Origin of the sequence: Halococcus salifodinae DSM 8989 (assembly GCF_000336935.1) — an archaeon.
Taxonomy (GTDB): Archaea; Halobacteriota; Halobacteria; order Halobacteriales; family Halococcaceae; genus Halococcus; species Halococcus salifodinae.
In genome coordinates this window covers 1-19928 of sequence record NZ_AOME01000015.1, presented here as the reverse complement: position 1 = coordinate 19928, position 19928 = coordinate 1, and the positions used below count along the sequence as shown (strand labels likewise).

The 19928-nt window shown below is 65.6% G+C and carries 17 protein-coding genes, 1 tRNA gene and 1 pseudogene; 13 read left to right on the top strand and 6 right to left on the bottom strand.

Annotation, left to right across the window (positions count from 1 at the left end):
- The first annotated feature begins 74 nt into the window (after positions 1-74).
- The 5 genes from hisH (at position 75) to C450_RS03065 (ending at position 4899) form a co-directional block, all read left to right on the top strand.
- Positions 75-785, top strand: a complete 711-nt coding sequence (hisH, locus tag C450_RS03085; RefSeq protein WP_049909805.1) for an imidazole glycerol phosphate synthase subunit HisH — start codon at positions 75-77, stop codon at positions 783-785.
- Positions 786-858: 73 nt separating this feature from the next.
- Positions 859-1803 (top strand): cation diffusion facilitator family transporter, encoded by a 945-nt coding sequence (locus C450_RS03080; protein ID WP_005039885.1) that lies wholly within the window; start codon positions 859-861, stop codon positions 1801-1803.
- Positions 1804-1890: 87 nt separating this feature from the next.
- Positions 1891-4110: an ATP-dependent DNA helicase gene (locus C450_RS03075; RefSeq protein ID WP_005039883.1), complete on the top strand. Its 2220-nt coding sequence runs from the start codon at positions 1891-1893 to the stop codon at positions 4108-4110.
- A gap of 157 nt (positions 4111-4267) precedes the next feature.
- On the top strand, positions 4268-4681 hold the full coding sequence (locus tag C450_RS03070; RefSeq protein WP_005039880.1) for a hypothetical protein: 414 nt from the start codon (positions 4268-4270) through the stop codon (positions 4679-4681).
- Positions 4678-4899, top strand: coding sequence for a helix-turn-helix transcriptional regulator (locus C450_RS03065; protein WP_005039877.1), 222 nt, complete (start codon positions 4678-4680; stop codon positions 4897-4899). Before C450_RS03070 ends, C450_RS03065 begins: the two co-directional genes overlap by 4 nt.
- Positions 4900-4919: 20 nt before the next feature.
- Here C450_RS03065 and C450_RS03060 read toward each other — a convergent pair whose 3' ends face one another.
- Positions 4920-5723 carry a GIDE domain-containing protein gene (locus tag C450_RS03060; RefSeq protein WP_005039875.1) on the bottom strand — a complete coding sequence of 268 codons (804 nt, stop codon included), beginning with the start codon at positions 5721-5723 and terminating at the stop codon, positions 4920-4922.
- A gap of 111 nt (positions 5724-5834) precedes the next feature.
- Here C450_RS03060 and C450_RS21250 point away from each other — a divergent pair.
- The 4 genes and pseudogenes from C450_RS21250 to C450_RS03045 all read left to right on the top strand — a co-directional run.
- Positions 5835-6242: pseudogene (locus tag C450_RS21250) on the top strand (PPC domain-containing DNA-binding protein); the annotation flags it as partial.
- A 16-nt stretch (positions 6243-6258) separates the two neighbouring features.
- Positions 6259-9705 (top strand): DNA polymerase II large subunit, encoded by a 3447-nt coding sequence (locus C450_RS03055; protein ID WP_049909804.1) that lies wholly within the window; start codon positions 6259-6261, stop codon positions 9703-9705.
- 345 nt (positions 9706-10050) lie between these two features.
- Positions 10051-10371 carry a DUF7130 family rubredoxin-like protein gene (locus tag C450_RS03050; RefSeq protein WP_049909813.1) on the top strand — a complete coding sequence of 107 codons (321 nt, stop codon included), beginning with the start codon at positions 10051-10053 and terminating at the stop codon, positions 10369-10371.
- Positions 10372-10380: 9 nt separating this feature from the next.
- Positions 10381-11259: a ketopantoate reductase family protein gene (locus C450_RS03045; RefSeq protein WP_005039865.1), complete on the top strand. Its 879-nt coding sequence runs from the start codon at positions 10381-10383 to the stop codon at positions 11257-11259.
- 24 nt (positions 11260-11283) lie between these two features.
- Here C450_RS03045 and C450_RS03040 read toward each other — a convergent pair whose 3' ends face one another.
- Positions 11284-12747: a sulfatase gene (locus tag C450_RS03040; protein ID WP_005039861.1), complete on the bottom strand. Its 1464-nt coding sequence runs from the start codon at positions 12745-12747 to the stop codon at positions 11284-11286.
- A 167-nt stretch (positions 12748-12914) separates the two neighbouring features.
- On the opposite strand from C450_RS03040, the gene C450_RS03035 reads away from it, so the two are divergent.
- Positions 12915-14636, top strand: a complete 1722-nt coding sequence (locus tag C450_RS03035; RefSeq protein ID WP_049909812.1) for a cation:proton antiporter — start codon at positions 12915-12917, stop codon at positions 14634-14636.
- 76 nt (positions 14637-14712) lie between these two features.
- Here the strand turns inward: C450_RS03035 and C450_RS03030 are convergent, their stop codons facing one another.
- Both C450_RS03030 and C450_RS03025 read right to left on the bottom strand, forming a co-directional pair.
- On the bottom strand, positions 14713-15081 hold the full coding sequence (locus C450_RS03030) for a NifU family protein (protein ID WP_005039857.1): 369 nt from the start codon (positions 15079-15081) through the stop codon (positions 14713-14715).
- Between the two features lie 31 nt (positions 15082-15112).
- Positions 15113-15475: a DUF5783 family protein gene (locus tag C450_RS03025; protein ID WP_005039854.1), complete on the bottom strand. Its 363-nt coding sequence runs from the start codon at positions 15473-15475 to the stop codon at positions 15113-15115.
- Positions 15476-15597: 122 nt separating this feature from the next.
- Between C450_RS03025 and C450_RS03020 the strand changes: the two genes are divergently transcribed.
- The gene (locus C450_RS03020; RefSeq protein WP_005039852.1) at positions 15598-16689 is read left to right on the top strand and encodes an aminopeptidase; all 1092 of its coding nucleotides are present in this window, start codon (positions 15598-15600) and stop codon (positions 16687-16689) included.
- A 350-nt stretch (positions 16690-17039) separates the two neighbouring features.
- Positions 17040-18140, top strand: a complete 1101-nt coding sequence (locus C450_RS03015; protein ID WP_005039850.1) for an aminopeptidase — start codon at positions 17040-17042, stop codon at positions 18138-18140.
- Between the two features lie 6 nt (positions 18141-18146).
- Here the strand turns inward: C450_RS03015 and C450_RS03010 are convergent, their stop codons facing one another.
- Both C450_RS03010 and C450_RS03005 read right to left on the bottom strand, forming a co-directional pair.
- Positions 18147-18845: an SDR family NAD(P)-dependent oxidoreductase gene (locus tag C450_RS03010; RefSeq protein ID WP_005039848.1), complete on the bottom strand. Its 699-nt coding sequence runs from the start codon at positions 18843-18845 to the stop codon at positions 18147-18149.
- A 393-nt stretch (positions 18846-19238) separates the two neighbouring features.
- A tRNA-Arg gene (locus tag C450_RS03005) sits at positions 19239-19313 on the bottom strand.
- Positions 19314-19396: 83 nt separating this feature from the next.
- Here C450_RS03005 and C450_RS03000 point away from each other — a divergent pair.
- On the top strand, positions 19397-19928 hold a 532-nt coding region (locus C450_RS03000; RefSeq protein WP_005039846.1), incomplete at its 3' end, for an AAA family ATPase.

Genomic DNA, 19928 nt, shown 5'->3' with positions numbered 1-19928 from the left:
GGCGATGGTTGCAGCCGGTCGTCGACGCCGCCGCGACGGAAAGCGACTTAGCCCGTCCCTTGGTACGCGCCGACATGAGCGAAACGCAGACCCAGCGGACCACGGCGTCGGTGGTCGTGGTCGACTACGGCCTCGGCAACCTCCGGAGCGCGACCCGCGGCCTCGAACGCGCGGGGGCCGACGTGGAGATCACCGACGATCCAGACGCGTTCGCGGCCGCGGACGGGATCGTGCTGCCGGGCGTCGGCGCGTTTCGGGAAGGCGTCGAGAACGCCGGCCCCTATCGGGAGGCACTGCTCGACGCTGCCGACGCAGGGACGCCGGTGTTCGGCATCTGTCTCGGGATGCAGATGCTCCTCACCACGAGTGAGGAGGCCGAACGCGCGGGTGAAGGCGACGTCGAGGGGCTCGATCTGATCCCCGGCCGGAACGTCCGGTTCGAGGGCGATCTGAAAGTCCCCCACATGGGCTGGAACGAGCTCGCGATCGAGCGCGACCACCCGCTCGTCGAAGGGGTGGATAGCGTGGCGTCGAAGACGCCACGGACAGACGGAACCGCCGCCGGCGGTTCCGTCGATGGAGAGTACGCCTACTTCGTTCACTCCTACTACGCCGAGCCCGACGACGAGAGCGCGGTCGTCGCCCGCACGGAGTACGGCGTCGACTTCCCGTCGGTTGTGGCCAACGACTCGGGTACCGTGTTCGGCACGCAGTTCCACCCCGAGAAGAGCGGCGAGACCGGGCTGCAGATTTTGCGGAACTTCGTCGATCTCTGCGCCGAATAACGCGGCTGGCCAACGCGTCGCCCGTCTGTCCGTTGCGAAAGAACCTTTGTGCGATGCGCGTGCAGACCGTGCAATGGCAAGCAACAGGTCCGTCGTGATCGCTGCCCTGATCGCCAACGGCGCGATCGCGATCCTCAAGTTCGCCGGCTTTCTCCTCACCGGGAGCGCGGCGATGCTTTCCGAAACCTACCACTCGATCTCCGATACGGGCAATCAGATCTTCCTCCTCATCGGGATCCGGTACGGTGGCAAGGAGGCCAGCCGCGACCACCCCTTTGGCTACGGCAAGGCACAGTTCTTCTACAGTTTCCTCGTGAGCGTCCTCCTCTTCGGGATCGCGGGCTGGGAGAGCGCGAAACACGGCTACAACGCCATCGTGAACCCCCACGCCGCGGAGGTGGGGCAGGCGTCGCTCCCCGTGATCGGCTCGTTTCCCGGCGTCTGGGTCAACTACGTGGTGCTCATCGGCGCGATCCTCTTCGAGGGGTACGCGCTCAAGAAGGCCAACGACGAGATGACTCGCCAGATCGACGAACACGGCTGGAGCGGGTACCGCGAGGCGTTCAGGAAGACGAGCGACGTGACCACGCTGACGGCGCTGACCGAGGACACCATCGCCATGGCCGGTGCGGGAATCGCGCTGTTCGGGGTGTTCCTTTCGCGCACAACCGGCAATCCGCTCTACGACGCGGTGGCCGCGCTCCTGATCGGACTCATGCTGATGGGGTTTGCGATCGCGCTCGCGTGGGAGAACAAGCGCCTCCTGCTCGGCGAGAGTCTGCCGGCCGACGAGGAGCGCAAGCTCCGTGAACTGATTGTCGGCTGGGACGGCGTCGACGAAATCGTCGACTTTCGAACGGTGTACTTCGGCCCCGAACAGCTCCTCGTGACCGCTGACGTCGCGCTCGACGCGAACCTCGAAACCGAGGCCATCGACGACTCCATCACCGAGATCGAGAACGCCCTGATGGAGACCCAACCCCAGGTGCGGAAGGTCTATATCGAACCCGAGGTCTGATCGAGGACCGCGAACGCCGTTCGACCCGACCACTTCCGCCGCGCCACACGAACCCTTTTGTCCGAACGCGCCGGAAAACCGACTACTGTGGCCGCCGACTCGTCTCCCTCGCTGCGATTCTTCCCGTACGAGTCCCCCTACGAGAACCAGGACGCGGCGATCGAACGCATCCACGACGCGCTCGGCGACGAACGCGACGTCCTCTTCGAGGGGGCCTGCGGAACCGGCAAAACCCTCTCGGCGCTCGTGCCTGCCCTCGAATTCGCCCGCGAGCACGACAAGACGGTGGTCATCACCACCAACGTCCACCAGCAGATGCGCCAGTTCGTCGCCGACGCCCGCGCGATCAACGACCACGAACCCCTCAAGGCCGCGGTGTTCAAGGGCAAGGCCGCGATGTGTCACATCGACGTCGACTACGAGGAGTGCCAGGTGCTCCGGGACAGCACGAAAGAGCTCGTCGACGCCGAGGAAGATCTCGCGGAGCTCGAAGCCCGCGAGGACGACCTCCTCGCGGCGAGCCAGTCGGGCGACGGCGACGCCACCGAGGCGCGAAGCACGGTGATGGACGAACTGGAGCACGTCGAGAGCGAGGTCGACGATCTCCAGGGGGAGTCGATCTGCGAGCACTACTACAACAACCTCACCGCCGACACCGACGCCTTCTACGCGTGGCTCGGGAGTGACGTCCGCACTCCGGAGGAGATCTACGAGTACGCCGAGCAGGAGGATCTCTGTGGGTACGAACTCCTCAAGGAGGGGATGGAGGCGATGGATCTCGTGGTCTGTAACTACCACCACCTGCTCGATCCCGCGATCCGCGAACAGTTCTTCCGGTGGCTCGGCCGCGATCCCGAGGACGTCATCACCGTGTTCGACGAGGCCCACAACGTCGAGAGCGCGGCACGCGAACACGCTACTCGTACGCTGACCGAGACCACGCTCGATTCCGCGCTCGCCGAGCTTGACGACGCGGGCGATCCGCGAGCGGACCAGGCGAAAAACGTCGTCGAGGCGTTCCGGCGCGCGCTCGTCGCGACCTACGACGAGAAACTAGGCTTTGGCGGTGCGGAACGCGTCGGCGAGGACTGGGAGGACCTCGCGATCGCCAACTCCGAGGGCCGCGACGATCTCACGCTCGCCTTTCTCGACGCCTACACCGGCCAGGGGATCGAAAGCGACGTGGAGGCCGGACTCGCGCTCGGGGCGGCGCTCGACCGGGAGTACGACCGGGCGTACCGCAACGGCGAGACCCAGGTCCGAAAGGAGTGCCAGACACTCCAAACCCTGCGGTTCGTCGAGTCGTGGCTCGCCGACGGGAGTGAGCGCGCCGAGGGCGCGCGATCCTCGTCGGGCGAGCGAAGTCAGTCCGACGGTGCCTCTGGAGGGCGGCATCCCGTGGTGTCGGTGCGCGAGGGGCCCGATGGCGTCTACGGCCGTGCGGAATCGTTCGCGTCGATCCCGCGTGACGTGACCGAACCGCTCTTTTCGAGCCTCCACGCGAGCGTGCTGATGAGCGCGACGCTCCGTCCGTTCGGGGTCCTCGAAGACGTGCTCGGCCTCGACGACCCGGTAACGATGGCGTACGGGCTCACGTTTCCTGAAGCCAACCGCCGGACGTTCGCGGTCGATACGCCAGCGCTGTTCGCGAGCGAGCGCGACGATCCCGGGGTCCAGGAGTCGGTCGCCGGCACGGTGGATGACGCCATTCGCTTCACGCCTGGCAACACGCTCCTCTTTTTCCCGAGCTACGCCGAGGCCGAGCGGTATCACGATCGAATCGCTGCCGGAACCGCAGCGTCGACGTATCTCGACGAACCAGGCGAGTCGGTCGAATCGCTCCGCGAGCGGTTCGCGGCGGACGGCAACGGCGCGCTCTTTACCTCGCTGTGGGGCACGCTCACTGAGGGTGTGAGCTTCGACGGCGACGACGCCCATACGGTCCTCGTGGTCGGGGTGCCCTACCCGCATCTCGACGACCGACTCGAAGCGGTCGAGGACGCCTACGACGCCGCGTTCGAGGACAGCTCGGGCTGGGAGTATGCCGTCGAGATCCCCACGATCCGGAAGACGCGTCAGGCACTCGGCCGGGTGCTGCGCTCGCCCGAGGAGATCGGCGTCCGCGCACTGCTCGATGCGCGCTACACCCAGCGCGGCCACGAGGAGATGGGGAAGTACAGCGTGCGCGGGACGTTCCCGGACGAGGAGCGCGCCGAACTCGTCGACGTTGCCCCCGGGAAACTCAAATACGCGATGCTGAACTTCTACACCGATCACGACGCCTACGACGACCCGCCGACGCCCTAACGCAGCGAACTTCTCGCCACCTGTCGGTTCACCGAACCATCCTGCCTTTCGTTGATTTGTACCGTCCGTACCGTTCTTAGCGACAGCTTCATGCAGATATGTAAAGCACGCTTTACTGTATGGCGAGCTTTACGGAACTCCGCTTTACGCAACGACCATGACAGAGACACCACCGATCCAGAGGGGACAGCGGTACAATCGAATCGTCGTCGCGGTGTTCGCAGTGGGGGTTCTGAGTCTCTTCGTTGGCATGGCCCTCGACCGGCACGTCGTGGGGCTCGTCGTGTACTCGGCCACTGGCCTCTCCGGGGTCGCGGCACTGCTGTATCTGCGGTTCGCAAGCCCGGTCAGACTGGCGGACGAACGCCAGCAACGGCTTCACGAACGCGCCAGCGGCGCGCTCGTGACGCTGGTCGCGATGGTCGGCCTCCCGGTGGTGATCGGTCTGTACCTGTTCGATGCGACCAGGCACTACGCCATCTCGCCGTTCCTCTGGGGCGCTATCTCCGCATTCAGTGGGCTTTACCTGCTGTGGGGCAGTATCTACGCCATCCTCCGGTATCGCGGATGAAAAACGACCTCCGCCAGCGGCGGGAAACGGACGGGTCGAGCCAGGCCGATCTCGCGGCGGCGGTCGACGTCACCCGACAGACGATCAACGCCATCGAACGCGACCGGTACGACCCCTCGATCGAACTGGCGTTCAAGCTCGCCGCTCACTTCGATTGCCGAATTGAGGAGTTGTTCGAGCCGGAGTTGGATGGTGCGGGACGGAATCAGGAGGGGTGACACCCCCGGTATCCGACTGCTTACAACAACGGTGTCGTCTCGCTGACGACCACGCCGATACCGAGAAGGACCGCGATCGCGCCGCCGGCAAGCCAGAGTCGGTAGCTGGTGCTGAGTCGGTCGGTCAGCGCATCCTCGGCGAGGTCGGAAACGATGAACGTTCCGTCGTCGACCGGTGTCACGACCGCCTCGTCCGGATGGAGCGGTGTGGTCGCGCCCTCGGCGGCTCGTGCGTGGCCGAGCAGGTAGATCCCGTCGCCCGGGCCGAGCGCTTGCTCCGAGTAGCGACGGTCGCCGTGGGCCTTGCCGACGTCGACGACGTTGGTGATCGACCCGGACTGCTCGGGGAGATCGTGCTCGCGCTCGAACGTCTCGATATGCTCGGGCGGTTCGTCGTCCACACCGACGTTCTCGACGACGGGGAACTCCTCCCACTCTCGGATCACATCGTCGTCCCGATCTTCGATCGCTACTCGAACCTGATCGGTCCCATCGCTGAGCCGAAACGGCGTCGAGTCGATTCCCGAGCCAACCGTCCGCCAGTTGCTGCGGTCTCCGCTCTCGTTCCACTCCTCGACTTCCCATGCGGCGAGGACGGTGTCGTCCGCTCGTCCGATGGGAGAGACGAACCCATCTCCGTCCGCGGTTCCGTCGATCTCGCCCGTGAGTTCGACCGGTCCTTCGCTGTCGATGTGCCGGACGTCGGTCGTCGGTGTTTCGGTGATCAGACGGTGGTGTTTGCGCTTTCGCCAGCCCGTGAGACACGCCCCGAGTCCGACCACCGAGGCGAAGAGACCGACTCCGACGACGACGAGATCGACCATACGCAATCGAGATCACGACCGTGATACAATAGTTCCTCGGCTGGCTGATCGATCGTTGCCACGGCTCCTCCGAGGTCAAGGTTTTTGCCGCCGCCGCGCGACCGCATGGATATGGACTACCGGGAACTCGACGGGGGTCGCGAGTTCGTCGCTGGGCTGGATCACGGCGCGGACTGGCGCGCGGAGATCGAGGCGCTCGCTGCCGATGCTGGCGTCGATGCGGGCTTTTTCTTCGGGCTCGGCGCAGTGCAGGACGCCGAACTCTACTTCTACGACCAAGACGTGAAAGAGTACGACGCGATCGAGTTCGACGAACCGCTCGAAGTCGCGGCCTGCGTCGGTAACGTCTCGTGGCTCTCGGGTGATCGTTTCGCCCACACTCATGCAGTCTGCTCGCGCGAGGACGGCTCGACGATCGCGGGCCACCTGAACGCTGGAACGGTGTTCGCCGGCGAAATATACCTCCGGGAGTTCGACGCCCACCTCGAACGCGAGCACGACGAGACGACTGATCTCGATCNATCATCTCGAAGCGATGCAAGCTCTCGTGTCTGCGGATCAGTTCGATGCGTTCGTCGATACGTTGAAGGACATGGCCGACCGCGTGGAGAACATCCTCGGGATCGAGGGCGTCGCCGATCGGGTGCGTGAACTCGAAGGCGAGATGAGCCGGGAGGAGGCCGCCCTCGAACTCGCCACGGACTTCGCTGAGGGCCGCGTCGGCGATTACGAGACCGACGCCGGCAAGATCGAGGGTGCGGTCCGGACCGCAGTCGCGCTCCTCACCGAGGGCGTGGTCGCCGCCCCGATCGAGGGTATCGATCGGGTCGAACTCGCCGCAAATCCCGACGGCTCGGAGTTCGTCCGGGTGTTCTACGCCGGACCGATCCGCTCGGCCGGTGGGACCGCTCAGGCGCTCTCTGTACTCGTCGCGGACTACACCCGCGCACTGCTCGGTCTCGCCGAATACGAGGCCCGTGAGGAGGAAGTCGAACGCTACGCCGAGGAGGTCGACCTCTACGGCTCCGAAACTGGCCTCCAGTACTCCCCGAAAGACGCCGAGACGAAGTTCATCGCCCGGAACTCGCCGGTGATGCTCGACGGCGAGGCCACCGGCCAGGAAGAGGTCTCGGGCTTTCGCGACCTCGAACGGGTGGGGACGAACAACCCACGCGGCGGGATGTGTCTCGTGCTCGCTGAAGGGATCGCCCAGAAGGCCCCGAAGATCGAGCGCTACACGACCGATCTCGACGAGGTGGACTGGCCGTGGCTCGACGACCTGATCGCCGGCACTGTCGGAAAGACCGACGACGGCGACGCCGACGCTACCGAAGACCCCGACGAAGTCGACGACGGCGACGAAACCGACGACGAACCGGAGTCGGCTGCCGACGAGGATTCAGAACCCGACGGTCCGCTCAGGCCCGAGCCCTCGACGAAGTTCCTCCGGGACCTGATCGCCGGCCGGCCGGTGTTCGGCCACCCGAGCGAGGCCGGCGGGTTCCGGCTGCGGTACGGCCGCGCGCGCAACCACGGCTTCGCGACCGCGGGCGTCCATCCGGCGACGATGCATCTCGTCGACGACTTCCTCGCGACCGGCACCCAGTTGAAGACCGAACGGCCAGGCAAGGCCGCCGGCGTCGTCCCCGTCGACTCGATCGAGGGGCCCACCGTCAGACTGGCGAACGGCGACGTCCGCCGGATCGACGACCCCGAGACCGCGCTCGAACTCAGAAACGGGGTCGAGGCCATCCTCGATCTCGGCGAGTACCTCGTCAACTACGGGGAGTTCGTCGAGAACAATCACCCGCTCGCACCCGCCTCCTACACCCACGACTGGTGGATCCAGGAGTTCGACGCGACCGACGCGAACGTCCAAGCGCTCGCGGACTCGACGCGGGTCGACCTCGAACACCCCTCCTCTGAAGAAGCGATCGAGTGGGCGATCGAGTTCGACGCCCCGCTCCACCCCGAGTACACCTACTGCTGGCACGACATCTCGGTCGAGCAGTTCACAACGCTCGCCGATGCGGTCGCGGCGGGAGAACTCGTCGACGGCGAGCTGGCGCTCGAACCCGCGCCCGAAGTCCGTGACGCGCTCGAAGACCTACTCGTTCCGCACAATCAGGCCGCCGACGCACTCCGCGTCGCCGAGTACCAGGCGCTCGTCCGATCCCTCGGATTCGACGAGAACTGTGATCGGACGTGGGACGCTCTCTCCGAGGGGGCGCGCGCGTGGTCGAACGCGATGAAGGCCGCCCGCGAGGTCGCACCGTTCGCGCTCCGCGAACGCGCCCCCACCCGGATCGGTGGCCGGATGGGGCGGCCGGAAAAATCCGAGCAGCGCGAACTCTCGCCCGCGGTCCACACCCTGTTTCCGATCGGCGAGGCCGGCGGCAACCAGCGCGACGTGAGCAAAGCGGCCGAGTACGTCCACGACGACGTCGGGGAGCGCGGTGTCGTCCCGGTGCAGGTCGGCCGGCGTGAGTGCGTCGACTGCGGCGAGCAGAGCTACGAGACCAGATGCCCCGACTGCGGCGGCGTCACCGAGCCGCGCTACGAGTGTCGCGACTGCGAGATCGCGGTCGAACCCGACGAGTCGGGGCGGGCCGAGTGCCCGCGCTGCGGCAGTGAGGCAACCCCGACCGAGTGGCGCACGGTCGACATCCGCGAGGAGTTCCACGACGCGCTCGACGCGGTCGGTGAGCGCGAGAGCGCCTTCGACATGGTGAAAGGCGTGAAGGGGTTGACCTCGAAGCTCAAAACGCCCGAACCGATGGAGAAGGGCGTCCTGCGCGCGAAACACGGCGTTTCGTCGTTCAAGGACGGCACAGTCAGGTACGACATGACCGACCTTCCGGTGACGAGCGTCCGTCCTGCCGAACTCGACGTCTCGGTCGATCAGTTCCGCGAGCTCGGCTACCACGAAGACATCGACGGCCAGCCGCTCCATCATGCCGACCAGCTGGTCGAACTCCGGGTTCAGGACGTCGTGCTCTCGAACGGTGCGGCCGAGCATCTCCTCCGAACGGCGGATTTCGTCGACGACCTCTTGGAGAAATACTACGGCCTCGATACTTTCTACGACTTCGACGATCGCGACGACCTCGTGGGCGAACTCGTTTTCGGGATGGCCCCCCACACCTCGGCGGCGGTCGTTGGGCGGGTCGTCGGCTTCACGAGCGCCGCCGTTGGCTACGCTCATCCGTACTTTCACGCCTCGAAGCGACGCAATTGTGACGGCGACGAGGATTGTGTCATGCTGTTGATGGACGGGCTGTTGAACTTCTCGAAGGAGTACCTGCCCGACAAGCGGGGTGGGCGGATGGACGCGCCGCTGGTGATGTCCTCACGGATCGATCCCGCCGAAATCGACGACGAGGCGCACAACATGGACGTGGTCGAGCGCTACCCCCGCGAGTTCTACGAGTCGACCCTCGAGATGGCGGATCCCGGAAGCGTCGACATCGAGATCGCCGAGGAAAGTATCGGCACCGACACGGAGTACACTGGCTTTCGCCACACCCACGACACCTCGAACCTCGCGCTCGGGCCGTCGCTGTCGGCGTACAAGACCCTGGGCGCGATGACCGAGAAGATGGACGCCCAGCTCGAACTCGCCAGAAAGCTCCGCGCCGTCGATGAGACCGACGTCGCCGAGCGCATCATCGAGTACCACTTCCTCCCCGACCTCATCGGCAATCTCAGAGCGTTCTCGCGCCAGGAGACCCGGTGTCTCGACTGCGGTACCAAGTACCGCCGGATGCCGCTCACGGGCGAGTGCCGGGAGTGCGGCGGCGGCGTGAACTTGACTGTCCACGAGGGATCGGTGAAGAAGTACATCGACACCGCCACTCGGGTCGCCGAAGAGTACGGTACTCGCGACTACACCAAACAGCGCCTCGAAGTGCTCGATCGAACCTTGGAGAGTGTTTTCGAAAATGATAAGAACAAGCAGAGCGGGATTGCCGATTTCATGTAAACGAACCTTTTTACTTCGGGGGTTCGCGCTCGCTCACTTCGTTCGCTCGCGCTCAACCCCTCGCAAAAACGTTCATGAAAAACACCCGCTTGTTCGCGCTCCGCGCTCACTCGCGGTAGAACTGCTGGCGCTTTCCGCACTGCCACCGCTGACCGCAAACCGCAACCGCACCGTAGAGAAGCCCTCGGTCGCTCCGCTCCCTCGCCCTTCATCCGCCAGGCCCGCACCACCCCGCAACCGCACAGCACTGCCGAACCCCCTGACACCCGGGGCGGACTCGTTCTTTCGAGCCGTCGGTACAACCAGCGCAAGTGTTTATTACCGCTGCTGCCCAAGTCTATGGGCATGAGTGACATGGGTGAAGAACACGTCAGAGCGTCCGACGGCCGGCGGCTGCGCTTCGAGCAGACGGTGTACGACGAGCACGGCGAGGAGTTGGGAACGATCCGCGGGTTCGACGACGACGGGTTTTACGTGACGGCGGAGGAGGGTATCGTCCCGCTCGAAACCGAACACTCCCGAGGTGCCACGCCAGGCGCGGGCGAGATGGACCTCATGTGGCGATGTTGGGAGTGTGGCGAGGTCGGCAAGATCGACGACATCCCCGAGGAATGCCCGTCCTGCGGCGCACCGAAGGAAGACATCTATTACTGGACCGAGGATTAGCTCCATCGAATGGAGATCGTCGTCTTCGGTGCCGGCAGCCTCGGCAGCCTCGTCGGCGGCCTGTGCGCCCGCGAGCACCGCGTAACTCTCGTCGGACGCGATCCTCACATCCGGGCAGTCCGCGATTCTGGCCTCCACGTCGGCGGTGCGTTCGATTTCACCGTCCGTCCGGCCGCACGTACTGATCCACCTCCTGCTGCCGACCTCGCGCTGGTGACGGTCAAGGCGTTCGACACCGACGATGCTGCCCGCGCGCTCGCCGACTGTGACCTCGACACCGTCTGCTCGCTCCAGAACGGTCTCGGCAACGAGGAAGCCCTCGCCACGCATCTCGACGGCGTTCTCGCGGGAACCTGCACCTACGGCGCGCGATTCGTCGAACCGGGCCGCATCGACTGTACCGGGATCGGCGAGGTCGCGCTCGGCACACCCGACGGCGGTCGCTCGGCACGGGCCGAGCGGGTCGGCCGCGCGCTCCGAGCGGCGGGGATCGAGACCACCGTCGCCGACGACATGCCCCGCCGGCTCTGGAAGAAGCTCGCGGTCAACGCGGGTATCAACCCCACGACCGCGCTCGCACGGGTCGAAAACGGTGCGCTCGCCGCCGATCCACTCCACGGAATCGCCTGCGAGGCTGCCCGTGAGACCGCTCGTGTCGCGCGCGAGCAGGGGATCGATCTCGGGGACGGCGAAGCCGCCGCGGCGCTCGACGCGGTCGTCGGGGCCACTGCCGCGAACTCCTCCTCGATGCTGCAGGACGTGCGTGCGGGCCGGCGGACCGAGATCGACGCGATCAGCGGGGCCGTCGTTGACCGCGCCAGTAGTCCTGTGCCGGTAAGCCAAACACTCGCTGGGCTGGTTCGAGCCTGGGAAACCGCCGAGCGGTAGTCCCGCTCGCCCCGATCGCTTCGATCACTCGATATATCCCAAATCTTCGAGGCGCTGCTTCGCGTCGTCGCCCATCCCCGAGAGCACCGCGTCGTCCTCGACATCGGTCCACGCCTCGCGGTCGGTCTCGAACTCACTGAGGGCGGTTTCGAGGTCTTCGATCACGGGGTCGTCGGTATCGCGGACGTTCTCGGTCTCGCCGGGGTCCTCGTCGAGCCGGTAGGCCTCGTCCGCGATCCGCTCGTTGTGGATGTACTTGCCCGCAGGCCGGCGAGCCGCCCGCATCCGGGAGTAAAACCGCGAGTTCTTCGGGAGGTCGATCCCCGCGTCGCTCGCTTTCCCCTCCAGTTGGTTGAGCTCGACCACCGGGCGGTAGTACTCCACGAACGCGTTCGGCTCGTCGCGGAACCCCTCACCGAGCAGCGACCGCTCGGGATCGAGCGGCACGCCCTCCCCCTCCGCCCCGGCGTGATCGAGCACGGTGTGGTACAGGTCGATGAGTTCGACCTGCTCGTCGTACCGGCCCGGATCGAGGTCGGGATGTTTGACCATGAGCGGGACGTTCACGATCGGGTCGTACACGCCGAACTCGTGGCCGTAGAGGTCGTGTTCGCCGTGGAGTTCGCCGTGATCGGCACAGACCACTACGAGAGTGTCCTCCCACTCGCCGTTCGCCCGCATCCACGAGAATAACCTGTGGAGCTGGTCGTCGACGTGGTGGATCTCGGCGTCGTACAGTCCACCGATTGCCTCCCACTCGTCGTCGTCGATGTCGCGCGCGCCGGCGTTGTACTCCTTCGAGTTCTGGCAGACAGCGGTGGAGTCGACACCGGGGGCGAATTTTTCTCGGTGTTCGTCGGGCGGGTGGTAGGGGAGGTGGGCGTCCATCAGATTGACGAACGAAAAGTACGGCTCGTCGGTCCCGTCGATGAACTCGATCGTCTGATCGATCACTGCGGGCGTCTTCGAGTCCGCGCCGCCGCCGCTCGCGAGGTGTTCGTGGATCGCGTTGCCGACGCCGACGAGCCAGTCCGCGACCTGCCGGAGGCGCTCGCTGTCGTTCATCGTCTTCCACGCCCGCGCGAGCGGCCCCGAGAGGAACTCGCCGGGCATCACTTCGAAGAAGTTGTCTTGACGATCGAACCCGTCGGTGAGGTGGGTGTAGGGGGTGATCCACGCGTTCGAGGAGTAACACGAGCTCGTGTGGGTGGCCGAAAGCGACTCGGCGAGGGTCGTGGCGTCTTCGAGATACGGGTTTTCTTGGGTCGCGCCGTGATCGCCGGGATACAGTCCCGTGAACATCGAGGCGTGGACGGGAAGCGTCCACGGCGCTGGCGCGACTGCCTGCTCGAAGACGGCGGCCTCCTCGGCGAACCGTTCGAGTCCGGGCGTTGTCTCGCGGTCGTAGCCATAGCAGGAGAGGTGGTCCTTCCGGACCGTGTCCATGACGACGAACAGGACGTTCCGGTTCGACGCGCGATCGCTCATACATACCCGTCGCCGTCCCCGCGCATAAATACACGCCGTTCGCGCGTCGCCATCGGATGAACGAGAGCGGTGTCAGCACACCGATGGCTCCGTTCGTTCTCTCGATCGGGACCGACGTGGCACCCGCAAACACGGCGCTTAACATTCTATGTGGAGTATCCGTGGCCATGTTGGCACAGACGGTCGCGACGACCGAGATCGACCTGCTTATCGTGTTCATGATCGCCGCCGGTGTCGGCATCTTCGTCGCGAAGGTCGGTCGGTTTCCCTACACCATCGCGCTCCTGATCGCGGGCTTTGGGATCTCCGTGATTCAGACCGTGACCGGGATCGATCTGTTCCCCTTCGAGCTCTCACACGATCTCATTCTGCTGGCGCTCCTGCCGCCGCTGCTGTTCGAGGGGGCGGCGACGACCGATATCAACTCGTTCCGAGCGAACCTCGTCCCGATCCTCGCGATGGCCGTTCCCGGCCTCGTGGTTTCGGTGCTCGCGCTCGGGTTCGTCGGCCAGCTCGCGTTCGGGTTCCCGCTGTTGATCTCGCTGTTGTTCGCTGCGATGATCCTGCCGACCGATCCGGTGAGCGTGCTCGCGCTGTTCAAGGAGCTCGGCGCGCCCGAGCGGCTCTCCACGCTGGTCGAGGGTGAGAGCCTGCTGAACGACGGGGTCGGCGTCGTGATCTTCACCGCGCTGCTCGCGCTCGCCGAGGAAGCACAGCAGTCCGGCACGCCGGCTGCGGAGCTGTTGACACCCTCTCGGATCGGGTCGACCGTGCTCGACATCGCGATCTCGAGCGGTGGTGGACTCGTCGTCGGGCTCGTCGCCGGCTACGCCGTCTACCGCGTGATGGTCAACCTGGACGAGCACATGACCGAGATCGTGCTCACCCTCATCTTGACCTACGGAAGCTTTCTGCTGGCCGAACACTACTTCCACGTCTCGGGCGTGATCGCGACGGTCGTTGCGGGGCTGCTCATCGGCAACCGTGGCGCGGAGCACGCGATGAGTCCCCAGACCAAGCTCTCGGTGTTCAACACGCTCGAAACGGCTGCGTTCATCACCAACACGTTCATTTTCGTCGCGATCGGCGCGACCACGCCGGTTCGGAACCTCGTCCAGTACGCGGGTCCGATCCTGATCGCGATCCCGCTCGTCCTGGCCGCGCGCGCCGTGGCGGTCTACCCGCTCACCGCGATCGCGAACCAGGTCACCGACCGGAAGGTCCCCCTGAACTACCAGCACGTGATGCTCTGGGGCGGCCTCCACGGCTCGATCCCGATCGCGCTCGCACTGGGGCTGGATGCGTCCGGCCTCGGGGGACCGCTGGTGACTAAGCTGAAGGCGATGGTGTTCGGGGTCGCCGCGTTCAGCCTCGTGGTCCAGGGACTCTCGATGGCGGGACTGCTCGATCGGCTCGGTATCGTCACCCAGTCGGACGACGAACGCCTCTACGAACTCCTCAGCGGCCGCGAACGGGCGACCGACGCTGCGCTCGAAGCCGCCAAAAACCTCCACCGGCGTGGGGACATCCCGGGCAACGTCTACGAGGACTTCACCGCGGAGTACGAGCGCGAGCAGGACGACCTCCACGAGGCGATCTCACAGCTGATGCGGGAGAACCCCGAACTCCGGCGCGAGGAGCTGCTGGTCGGCGAACGCCGACTGCTCCAACGCGAGAAGGGCGCGATCCAGGACGCGATGCGCGACGGCGTCATCGCCGACGACATCGGCGATCGACTGCTCGAAGAGGTCGATCTCAAGCTCGATCGTGTCAACGACGGTCGTAGCACGGTCGACGAACGCGAGGAGAACTACGAGGAGTTCTGGCGAACCCAGGCCAACGAGTTCGGGCTCGACGTCGACCCTCGGCGCGAAGGCGCGGACGACTGACTCGGCCGGGTTGCGACGCTCTCCGTCGTGCCGTGAAAAACGATCGATGGCGAATCGGGGAACGCGCTCGGCGGTCTCAGAACGGGGCTTCGGGTCCTTCGTCGTCGTCACCGCCGCCCTCGCCGGGGAAGGATGGACTCATCCCGCCGCCGCCGAAGCCGGCGTCGCCCGCGCCGCCGCCGTCCATCCCGGTCGAGGCGTTGACCTGCTCGATCTCGGGGATCTCCTTGACCATCCGGCTCTTGATCGCCTGGATCGTCATCGGCGAGATCCCACAGCCCGAGCAGGCACCGCCGAGCGCGACCGTGACCTCGCCGGTCTCGCGGTCGAGGTCCTGAATCGCGGCGCTGCCGCCGTGCATCTGGATCTGGGGGAAGTTCCGGCGCAGGAAGTTCGAGATCTCCTCGCGCAGGTCGTCGTCGCTCCCCTGTGTTTCCGTGCTCATGATCGTGTTTCACGGTACGGTGGCTGTCTTCTTAGGCTTTTGGACTCCCGTCATCGAGCCCAAAAACCGCCATGAGCTCCGTTTCGAGCGTCTCGACGTACTCCGCGAGAACGCGGTCGAGTTTCTCCTCGTCGACCACCACGCCGGTAACGCGCTTGGCGGGATCGTCGGGGAGATCGATCCTGAATCCCCCGTTTCCATCGGTTTCGCCGTTCCCGTCGGCCGCGTCGTAGAACGGCTCGCTCTCGTTCAGCACCTGCTGGTCGATCGCGTGGACGAGATTGGAGTCGTAGCGCTCGCCCATCTGCTCGAAGGCGTTTCGATATGCGGTCTGGAGTTCGGGGAAGTAGTGCTCGTACTTGTCCTCGAACTTTGCGGGACTGAACTCGGTCATGGTCGGTTCGTCGGGCGGGACGGACTAAAGCCAGGCGATCGGTGGGCTGAGTCGCGCTCATGTCCGACGACTCACCCTCTGCGTTCCACAATCGATTTGTGACCCGTGGATGACCGATCGGTATGGATCCGCGCGTCCGCGAGCACGCTGACGTTCTCGTCGAACACTGCTGTGACGTGACTGCCGATGACAACGTCCTGATTCACGCCCCGCCGGCGGCCGAGGATCTCGTGGTCGCGCTCTACGAACGCCTCGGCGAGCGCGGCGCACGACCCGCGCTCCACTGGTCGAGCGGGCGAGCCGGACGGGCGTACGCCCGGGCGATGGACCCCGACGAGTACCGCACCGCCGACCACACGCTCGCCGAGATGGAAGAAACCGATGTCGTGTTCATGATCGGCGGATCGCGAAACACCGCCGAAACCAGCGACGTGGCTCCCGAGATGAGCGCCGCACGGGGCCGGGCCCACGAACCGATCTTCAAGGAACGCCTCGACAAACAGTGGGTCATCACCCAGCATCCGACGGCTGGCAACGCACAGAAAGCCGAAATGAGCACCGAAGCCTACGAGGAGTTCGTCTACCGCGCGGTGAACAAAGACTGGGACGCCCAGCGCGAACTCCAGGCACAGATGGTCGAGATCCTCGATCCCGCCGAGGAGGTCCGGATCGTCTCGGGCGAGACCACCGACATCACGATGTCGATCGACGGGATGGACGCCGCGAACGACGACGGCGAGATGAACATGCCCGGCGGCGAGGCGTTCACCGTCCCGGTACCAGACTCGGTCGCTGGCGAAGTCCGCTTCGACAAGCCGCTCCTCCGGAGCGGTCGGGAGATCGAGGACGCCTTCCTCCGGTTCGAGGGCGGGAGGGTGGTCGACCACAGCGCCGAAAAGAACGAGGAGCTGCTGACGTCGATCCTCGACACCGACGAGGGTGCGCGCCGGCTGGGCGAACTCGGGATCGGGATGAACCGCGACATCGATCAGTTCACGTACAACATGCTGTTCGACGAGAAGATGGGCGACACCGTCCACATGGCAGTCGGGGACGCCATTGGCGAGTGCGTCCCCGAAGACGCCGAGAAAAACGAGAGCGCTCAGCACGTCGACATGATCGTGGACATGAGCGAGGATTCGCGAATCGAAGTCGACGGCACGGTTGTCCAGCGCGACGGAACCTTCCGGTTCGAAGACGGCTTCGAGGGATAACGATCGTCGAGGATGGGGATACTGGGAAAATCGCTCTCAAAACTGCCGCTGACCTGACTCAAACGAGAACCACAACCACAACCGCACCGCAACCACAACCGCACCGCAACCGCAACCGCAACCACACCGCGACAGCCACATACCTCCCCAACCGACTGCGCTCCTCGCTCCCTTCGGTCGCTGCGGTGCTCATCTCTCGCGCGAATCGCGCACTTCGTGCGCTCCCGCGCGCCGACCGTGCCAGTTTCGGTCGAAGATATCGCCCCGGCCGAGTCCTTCGAGTGGTTGAATTTCAATAGTCGAAATCCGGGTTCCGAAAACGGTTTGCACGGTCCAGACGGGGTTCGCGTATGGACCCCCGCATCCGTGAGCACGCCCAGCTCGTCGCCGACGCCGTCGACCTCTCGGCGGGCGACGACTTCGTGATCAAATCCGAACCCCCGGCCGACGACCTCGTTACTGCGCTCTACGAGATCGCCGGCGAGCGGGGTGCGAACCCGCTCGCGATCCGGACGAATCGGAGCGGCCGGGCGATCCGGGCGTATCTCCAGGCGGCAGACGAGTCCGGCGTCGAGTTCGAGACGCCGGGCCACCAGCAGGCGTTGATCGAGGACGCCGACTGCCACGCCGTCATTCGAGCCCACCAGAACGTGACCGAACTCGGCGACGTCGCCAGTGAGACCAACGCGGCCTACGAAAGCGCCCACAGCCCGATCCTCGACGAGCGTCTCGGCGATCGCTGGACGCTGACTCAGTATCCGACTCCCGCGAACGCCCAGCTCGCCGAGATGAGCACCGAGGCCTACGAGAACTTCGTCTACGACGCCATCCTGAAGGACTGGGACGAACAGGAACGATTCCAGGCACAGATGGTCGAGATCCTCGACCCCGCCGAGGAGGTCCGGATCGTCTCGGGCGAGGGTACTGATGTACGGATGTCGGTCGCGGGCAACCACACGATCAACGACACGAACACCAACAACCTCCCCGGCGGCGAGGTGTTCACCGCACCCGTTCCCGACTCCGTTGAGGGAGAGGTTCACTTCGACAAGCCGGTCTACCGCCGCGGCAGCGAGATCACCGACGTCCGGCTGACCTTCGAGGACGGGAGGGTGGTCGAATACAGCGCCGAGAAGAACGAGGATCTCCTGACGTCGATCCTCGACACCGACGAGGGCGCGCGCCGGCTGGGCGAGCTCGGGATCGGGATGAACCGCGACATCACCGAGTACACCTACAACATGCTGTTCGACGAGAAGATGGGCGACACCGTCCACATGGCGGTCGGACGGGCCTACGAGGCGAACGTCGGCGAGGAGAACGAACAGAACGAGAGCGCCCAGCACGTCGACATGATCGTGGACATGGGCGAGGATTCGCGGATCGAAGTCGACGGCGAGATCGTCCAGCGCGACGGAACCTTCCGGTTCGAGGACGGATTCGAGGAGTAGCGCCCGTTAGAACCCCTCGACGTGCGGCCGCAGGTCGAGTTCGAGCGTCCACGCACTCTCGTCTTGCTCGACGAGATGCCAGTAGCTCTCGGCGATGGCGTCGGGATCGAGGTACTCCTCCGAACTCTGGACCTCGCGTTCGGGCGGTCGGATGCCGCCGTCGATGACGACGTGGGCGACGTGGATGCCCTCGGGGCCGAGGTCGCGCGCCATCGACTCGGCCATCCCCCGGACCGCGAACTTGCCCGCCGAGAACGCGAGCGCGCCGTCGTTGCCTCGTACTGAGGAGGTCGCACCGGTGAAGATCACCGTGCCGCCGTCCTCGTCGAGCATGTCCTCGACGGCCTCCTGCGAGCAAAGAAAGCCACCGCGCGCGCCGACCGCGAGCGCCTGGTCGAACTCCTCTACTGAGAGGTCTCGTAGCCCCTTCCATGCGCCGCCGCTGGCGTGGTTCACGAGTACGTCCACGGGGCCGAATGCCTCACGGACGGTCTCGAAGCCCTCTGCGACCGCCTCCGGATCGGTGATGTCGGTCGGCACCGCGAGCGCGTTCCCGGCTGTTTCGTCGAGTTCGTCGGCGAGCTCCTCGACGAATTCCTCTGAGCGAGCGAACAGCCCGATCTTGCAGCCCTCCGCCCCGAACTTCCGGGCGATCGACGTGCCGAGGCCCGGGCCGACGCCCGCAATAACGACTGTGCGTGTCATACTCGAACCAGCAGGCGAGCGGACAAAACCGTTTGGCGGCTGGCGGTGTGGTGGCGGTGCCTGGCGGATGAAGGGCGAGGGAACGAACGGAGTGAGTGACCGAGGGCTCGGGCGGTGCTGTGCGGTTGCGGGGCGGCGCGGAGAGCGCCAACAATTCTACCGCGAGCGACCGCAGGGAGCGAGCGGGCTGACGACTGACCGAAGGGAAGGAGGAGGCTTTTGGTCCAGATTTTGCCAGCGGAGCGAGCGCTAGCGAGCGGAGCGCAGCAAAAGGTGGACGGGCACGACGGGATTTGAACCACGGTCGTTCCACTCGCTTCGCTCGTTTCACTCCCTGATTCAAATCCCGCGTCCGTCGTTCGTCACGCCTCGCTGTCGCTCGGCGATGACTCACGGGCACGACGGGATTTGAACCCGCGACCGTTTGGTTAGAAGCCAAACGCTCTTTCCGGACTGAGCTACGTGCCCCGCTCGGGGATTCGCGCCGTCAGTGAAAAGCAGTCGGGTCTGGTGCGGAACGCTTACCCCCGTCTCCGGCCAACCGGCGCTCAATGGGAGTCATCGGAATCGTCGGGCTGCCGGGCAGCGGCAAGAGCGAGGCCGCGACCGTCGCCCGCGAGGCGGGGGTGCCCGTCGTGACGATGGGCGACGTCATTCGACGCGAGTGTCGCGATCGTGACCTCGATCCCGCGACACACCACGGCGAGGTGGCGAGTGCGCTTCGTGAGGAGGGGGGACTGGAAGCGATCGCCGAGCGTTCGCTGCCGATCATCGAGGACGCACTCGACGACGCCGACACCGTCCTGGTCGACGGCATCCGCTCCGACGTTGAGGCAACACGTTTCGAGACGGCGTTCGGTGAGGCGTTCACGCTCGTGGCGATCGAGGCCCCCTTCGAAATCAGAGCCGAGCGGATCGACGCCCGGGGGCGCGACACCCCGGCCGCGGCGGGCGGCGAGAGCCTCGAAGCGCGCGACGAGCGCGAACGTGGGTTCGGGATGGACGACGCGATCGCGGACGCCGATCTCCGGATCGCGAACATCCACTCGCTCGACACGTTCCACGAGCGGATTCAGGCGCTAC